The 6,188-nt window shown below is 58.6% G+C and carries 4 protein-coding genes and 2 pseudogenes; all 6 read right to left on the bottom strand.

All coding sequences use genetic code 11. The features are described 5' to 3' along the window. Window positions 1-108 (bottom strand): annotated as a pseudogene (locus tag IV04_RS23550) (type VI secretion system tube protein Hcp); the annotation flags it as partial. A gap of 12 nt (window positions 109-120) precedes the next feature. After that, the gene (locus IV04_RS23545; RefSeq protein ID WP_037404369.1) at window positions 121-1,842 is read right to left on the bottom strand and encodes an OmpA family protein; all 1,722 of its coding nucleotides are present in this window, start codon (window positions 1,840-1,842) and stop codon (window positions 121-123) included. Beyond that, the gene (tssL, locus tag IV04_RS23540; protein WP_037404368.1) at window positions 1,842-2,528 is read right to left on the bottom strand and encodes a type VI secretion system protein TssL, short form; all 687 of its coding nucleotides are present in this window, start codon (window positions 2,526-2,528) and stop codon (window positions 1,842-1,844) included. The genes IV04_RS23545 and tssL overlap by 1 nt, the downstream gene beginning before the upstream one ends. Further along, entirely contained in the window at window positions 2,525-3,877 is a 1,353-nt protein-coding gene (gene tssK, locus IV04_RS23535; RefSeq protein WP_037404367.1) for a type VI secretion system baseplate subunit TssK, read from the bottom strand. The genes tssL and tssK overlap by 4 nt, the downstream gene beginning before the upstream one ends. A gap of 11 nt (window positions 3,878-3,888) precedes the next feature. Continuing rightward, a complete protein-coding gene (gene tssC, locus IV04_RS23530) occupies window positions 3,889-5,454 on the bottom strand; it encodes a type VI secretion system contractile sheath large subunit (RefSeq protein WP_051916962.1) in 1,566 nt (521 codons plus the stop codon). A gap of 27 nt (window positions 5,455-5,481) precedes the next feature. Next, window positions 5,482-5,808 (bottom strand): annotated as a pseudogene (tssB, locus tag IV04_RS23525) (type VI secretion system contractile sheath small subunit); the annotation flags it as partial. Window positions 5,809-6,188: the final 380 nt, after the last annotated feature.

The following is a 6,188-nucleotide window of genomic DNA, read 5'->3' as shown; positions in this document are numbered from 1 at the left end:
GTCCTGTGCCACCACTTCAATGCTGCCCTGACGGCTTTGCACATCCACCGACCCTTTGATGTCTGCACCGCCGTCGTCCTTCAGCCACAGATAGACTGGAATTGCCATGTAAAGCTCCTTTTATTGACGTAATAAGGTCACCTGTTCCGGTGACCGGGTTAGGGTTTCAGGCCCCGGGCAGGCCGATGCCGCCGGAACCAGACTGATTTCTACCCGGCGATTGGCCGCGCGCCCAGCGGGGGTGGTATTCGGCCCTACAGGCTGACGGGCACCAAACCCCTGCACAGCAAAACAGCTCGCGGGCACGGCGCTGTTCTGTATCATCCAATCACGCACGGCTTCCGCACGTTTGAGCGAGAGTTGCTGGTTGGCACGTGCATCACCGGTGCTGTCGGTATGCCCCGCCACCACAATCAACTCACCGGGTTTGGCCTGGATGGTCATCAGGGCCTCCACCAGGACTTTGGTGGCATTGGGTTTGAGCGTGGCCTTGCCGGTGTCAAACAGCGACAGGCTGTCGAGTCGCACGGAGTCCGGGGTCTCTGTAGTCGAGGTACCGGGAGAGACCGAGGCAAGCGCCGGGGGCACATAGTCTTTGATGGCCGCCATCAGCGGCTGACGCAGGCGTTCCCCTTGGTACAGGCCGAGGCCCAGACGCAGCGGTTCACCATTGCGGAACTGGTCATCCAGCAGGGCCATATCCTTACGCAACACCTCAACCGCACGGGCTTTCAAGGCGTGGTCCTGATTCTCCACACTGTCGTAATGACGAATATCGAACGCGACACGCTGCACAAGTTGCCGGTTTTGCCAGGCGCTGCTGCACAGAGCCACCACCGCAGCTACCCCCAACAGGGTGACGGCATGGCGTAATGCCTGCTGGCGTGGCGATATCCCCCTGCCCATCGGTAGCGTGGAAAAGATAAAATCAGGAAAAGGCAGTGCGCGACCATCGGTAACGGGTTTAGGGCACCAACCTGCTACCCGGCTCAGGGCGGTGTGCGCCGCCAACCACTGTTGCCAGAGGGAAACACTGGCCTGGCCCGGCAAACTGCTAACCTGATGCAGGATCACCTGCTGCGGGGAGACTGCGGCCACATCGTCGCTGTGTGTCTGCAATGCGGGCAATACCTGCGCCTGCAGCCAGTCCTGGTGAGAGCGGAAGAGCACCGTCTGCTGCACCCGCGCAGCCTGCTGTGTCTGATTGCCCTGGCGTTGCCAGTCTGCCAGCGTTTCCGGCTGATTCACGCTCGGCCACAGAGTGAAAGGCGATGCCCGCTGTTGAGAGAGCCAGACCAGGGTAGAGGCAAGCGAGGTGGCTACCGTGCTGCACAGGATCAGCGGCACCGGGCAGCGGGTATCCCGGCGCAGTTGCCCCAGTTGCCAGCGGAGTTCATGCAAAGTTGTGGATAACGCTCGCGCATCTGCCTGTTGCTGCGGGTTGACCGCAATCATCACGGCCAACTGCCCAGCCCACGCAGGACGCTGCCACAACAGTTGCTGTACAGACTGGCGAAGCTGGCTGCTCTCATCCACCCGCAGCCAGCACCCCTGCACACTCTGGCACAGCATTTCGGTGCCAAACAGGGAGTCAAGCCCCTCACCGCACACCAGCACCACCGGCAAGCGGTAGTTGTCCGGCGGCAACCCATCAAAATGGGTATCAGCCAACGCAAACTCAGGCTGACGCCCTGCTCGCCACAACCCTATGGCACCGATCACCACAACCAGCAGTAAAGCGGCCCAACGCACCGACGGTGAAAAGGGCAAAAAAACCAGACACAAAAGACTGGCCAATAACCCTGCCCACAGCCAGAGACCCTGTCGCCACCGTGGACGCATTACGCCGGCCCCGGTAACAGCGTTGGCAACAGGTCCGATAGCGCATGATCGAGCCCCCACCACAGTGAGGCCACAATGAGCCCGGCCAACACCAACCTCACTGGCCAGTAACGCAACCAGCGACCCAGGCGATAACGTGGAGCGGCAACAGCCAGGACCGGCTGCGACGGCGCCACGCTGAACGGTGGGACCCGTACCGAGAGTTGATCGACCAGTTGTTCACGCTCCGGCACGGTCAACGAGCGGTACCCACCCAGGAACCCCAACATCAGCACCCGGTGAAAACAGGTCAATACCGCACTGTCCGGTGCAGGCTCGCGCAACACGCTGCGTATCCGCTCATACAGTTGATGACCGGCGTCCAGCGTGTTGAAAAAGTGGGCCTGCAACGGCGAATGGCTCCAGACGAAGTAAGCATCATCCTGCACGCTGCGCCCTTTCACAGTTTCATCCAGCAGCGCACACTGGGCGTACAGGATATGCTGACAGCTCGGCTCACTGACGCCCGCCTCAATAAGCGCCTTCTGAATGTGTTCGATATCGGCCACGCAGCGCTGCCAGAAAGCCTGCCCCTCGCCGTCTTCACAGACCATGCCCTGACGCAGGCTGATTATCTGCAACCAGGTCCCCTGCAATAACGCATCCATATCCACGGACGGGGCCGATCGTTTCACAGACCGGCTCATGAACGCAGCACCGCAAACAGTTCAAGCTGAATGTCACCCAGCGTACCCGGCACGTAGAACACACAGGTTCCGGCTTCCAGCATCTGCTGTGCCGCCGGGTTGTTCAGATCCAGGGCGAAGTACTGATTCTCCAGACGCAACGGAATGGCCGCCGGGACATGGCTCAGTGGACGCAACGGGATCCCGCTCAACGCGATGTTTACCACCTTGCCGACATCATCCGGCGCACCGACTTTACACAGTTGCGGGAACTGGGTTTGCAACTGTGCGGCCGGTAGAGAGGAACGCACAGACAGGTAGAAATCCACCTCTTCGCGCAGACGCGGATCGTGCAGGGCACCGCGCCACTGATTGACGCGCGGCTCATGCACCAGCTCAATCGCCACCACCCGTGAAGGCAGGCTCACTTCCAGCAGGGTATTGAGCAAGGTGAAGAGCGGAGGGAACACCGCCGTCAGGCGATCGTGCTGATAGACCGGAATGGCGGTGACGTCATGCTCCAGAGAAAAGGTCAGCAGGCTGCCCGCCAGGCGGGCCAGTTCCTGATACAGGCGTTCAGGGTGCACCTGTGGGTAGCGCTGGAAATTCCCCAGCACCGGCTCGGCACCGTTGAGAGCATTCAGCAGCCAGAACAGCGACACATCGGCCACGGCAAAGTCGGCCATACGCGCATTGCTTTCCCGACGCATCCCCATCAGGCGTTGCAGACGCGCCCGCAGTTGCACCATCAAGACATCAAGTTGCCCTTCACACCCGGGGCTGGCCCGCAGGCTCAGCAACGGCGGGATAAACTGCGTGTCCTGTGCCCAACGGCCCTGTGCATCGCGCAATAACCGCACCACCGGACAGACCTGATAATCCCCGTTGTCCTGCGTGTCCAGACGCAGGGTGAGTTCATGGCTCATCACTGCGACCTGCTTTTTATCATCACCATACTGATTTTGCACATCCCGCCACACCTGACGGTAACGGACCGGACGTTCGGCACGTTCATCGGGTTGCAGGCAGTTGCCGCCGTTGGCATAGCGCTGTGGCAAGGCCAGCATCACGGTGACCGCCGTGGCGTCCGCAGGCAGATTGGCTGCCAGGGTCAGCGTAGGGGGCAGCAGATCCGCACAGTCCGTGTCGATCAGCACGCCATCCTGAAAACGCACCTGCAGACGTTCGGCTTTCAGACGCCCCTGCGCCAGCGCGTCCTGATCAAAAGCGGCATGCAGCACGCCCCAGGGATGCAGAACCCCCATCTGCGCAATGCATTCGTTGGTCCAGGCCTCCAGCGAGGCTTGCTGTTGAAACTGCTGCGGGGACACCAGGACTCCGCGTGTCCATAAAGGACGATCAATCTTCATCGTGTCTCCGTTTACGCCTTCGCTTTCGGCATCTGCGACACCAGGGACAGGCCGACATCCAGCCCTTCGACCTGGAAGTGCGGCACCGCGTACAGCTTGACGCGGAAGAAGCCCGGGTTGTCTTCGATGTCTTCCACCGTCACCTTGGCATCGCGCAGCGGGTGCGAGGCCTGCAGGTCATCGCCCGGATCGGTCATCTCGGTCACCAGACCGCGTACCCAGTTGTTGAGCTCTAGCTCCAGCAGGCGGCGATCTTTGGTGGTACCGATGTTCTCGCGCTGGATCAGCTTCAGGTAATGCGCAATACGCGACAGCAGGAAGATGTAAGGCAGACGCGCGTTAATACGGCTGTTGGCCGTCGCATCTGCGGTGTCATACAGCGCCGGTTTCTGCGCCGAGTTGGCAGAGAAAAAGCAGGCATAGTCGCGGTTTTTGTAGTACGACAGCGGAATGAAACCGAGGTTGGCGAATTCAAACTCGCGCGTTTCCGGGATCATCACTTCGGACGGGATCTTCACCTGATTGCCGGTACCCAGGTCATACAGATGGATCGGCAAGTCCTGCACCGCACCACCGGCCTGCGGGCCACGGATCTGCACGCACCAACCATTGTCGATAAAGCTTTTCACCATGTTGGCGGCAAAGGCAAATGACGCATTGGTCCACAGGTATTTATCGTGGTCCGGGCCGCTGACTTCTTCAACATAGTTAAAGCTGCGCACCGGCACGGTATCCGGGCCATACGGCAGGCGGCCTAGCACCCGTGGCATCGTCAGGCCGATATAGCGTGCATCGTCAGTGTCACGGAACGATTTCCACTTGATGTATTCGGCGCGATCAAAGTAGTTGCCGATATCCTTGATGGCCGCTACGTCTTCCATGGAGTTCTTGAGGAAGAACGCCGGGCCGACGGCACCGATAAACGGCATATGGGCAGAGGCCGCCACTTTAGAAATATTGCGCAGTAGCGCCACGTCCTGCGGGCTGGCGTCGAACTCGTAGTTGGAAATCACGGCCCCAATCGGCTCACCACCGGGGGTGTCATACTCCTGAATATAGGTATGACGATACAGGCCGCTCTGGATGATTTCCGGGCTGTCTTCAAAATCCTGACGCAAGTCATCTTTCGCGATATCGAGCAATTCCAACTTCACGTTCTGGCGAAAATCGGTTTTGTTCACCAGGGACTTCAGGCCACGCCACAAGGATTCCACTTTCTGGAATTCCGGGTGATGCATCACCGCGTCCAACTGGCGGCTGATTTTTTCATCCAGCGCAGCGATGTGGCTGTCCAGCAGGTTCTTGTCGAGTTTCTCGACCTTTTGTGCCGACTGTTTCAGCAAGTCTAAAAAGACGCTGACGGCCGCGGTCACACGCTCATCGGCCGAGACGTCCGCCAGGGCATCGCCATCCTGGAAAGCCTCAATGCCGTTAAGCTGGGAAACCGGGTTAAGGTTGATTTTTTCAAACAGCGACGCATAAACGCTGTGCGCCGCCGGGGTGTTTTTCTCCAGCACGGTAGTCGTGGTATGGCGCTGTGCCGTTCTTTCCTGCAGTGTTTCTTCCTGTCCAGACATCGGTTTCTTCCTTATCTTCCCGGGCAATTAACAGTTTTCGAGGGCCAGTATTTCCAGTTCCATGCGCAATTCGTCGCTCAATGCCTCATCCTTCAGGATGATTTCAAGCTCGCGGCGGAAAGTGGTGTTGTCCAGCAGGTTGGATTTGAGGTCACGCAGCAGATTGCGCATCGCCAGCATGGCGCGCAGTTGCGGGATCTGGCGCGCCACCTGCTCCGGTTCGAAGTCTTTCATCGCGCTGAAGCTGAGATTGACGGCAGTGTCGCTGTGGTCATCGGACAGGGTATCCGGCACTGACAGGGCGAGCTTGGGGCTGAATTCGGCCAGCACGCTATCGAAATTATTTTTATTGACTAGGCGGTTACATAGCGTCTGACCATAATTGCTTTTTGTTTATATCAAATGATGCTCACGAGGTGAAAATATCTAAATCAGCCTGCCAGTCAGTTTGTTTAGACAGAATGGATGTTCCTGGTGGGGATTTGAGCGTGAAACTTGACAAAGAACATCTTCCTAAGACTGATGGCAGCAAAGCCCCACGAGCAGGTTGTTTGACAGTTTTTTCACCAGACCCTAAGAATGATTATTGGGTATGTCCGAGACAGGACTAAATATTCTGTGTGTTGACGGCTCGCCGGGTGTTCCACCACCCTGCGGGCCGCTCTTTTTACTTCTGGTGTGCGGGTCACCCTGTTGACGCGATACTGCAACCGCGTCAGGAAAAAGAAGAGATC

Source organism: Serratia sp. Ag1, assembly GCF_000743355.1.
Taxonomy (GTDB): domain Bacteria; phylum Pseudomonadota; class Gammaproteobacteria; order Enterobacterales; family Enterobacteriaceae; genus Chania.
This window is presented reverse-complemented; position numbering and strand designations above follow the sequence as displayed.

Excerpts from the sequence above, each read along its gene's own strand:
- IV04_RS23545 (WP_037404369.1), bottom strand. The coding sequence starts at position 1,842 with ATGCGTCCACGGTGGCGACAGGGTCTCTGGCTGTGGGCAGGGTTATTG.
- tssC (WP_051916962.1), bottom strand. The coding sequence starts at position 5,454 with ATGTCTGGACAGGAAGAAACACTGCAGGAAAGAACGGCACAGCGCCAT.
- tssK (WP_037404367.1), bottom strand. The coding sequence starts at position 3,877 with ATGAAGATTGATCGTCCTTTATGGACACGCGGAGTCCTGGTGTCCCCG.
- tssL (WP_037404368.1), bottom strand. The coding sequence starts at position 2,528 with ATGAGCCGGTCTGTGAAACGATCGGCCCCGTCCGTGGATATGGATGCG.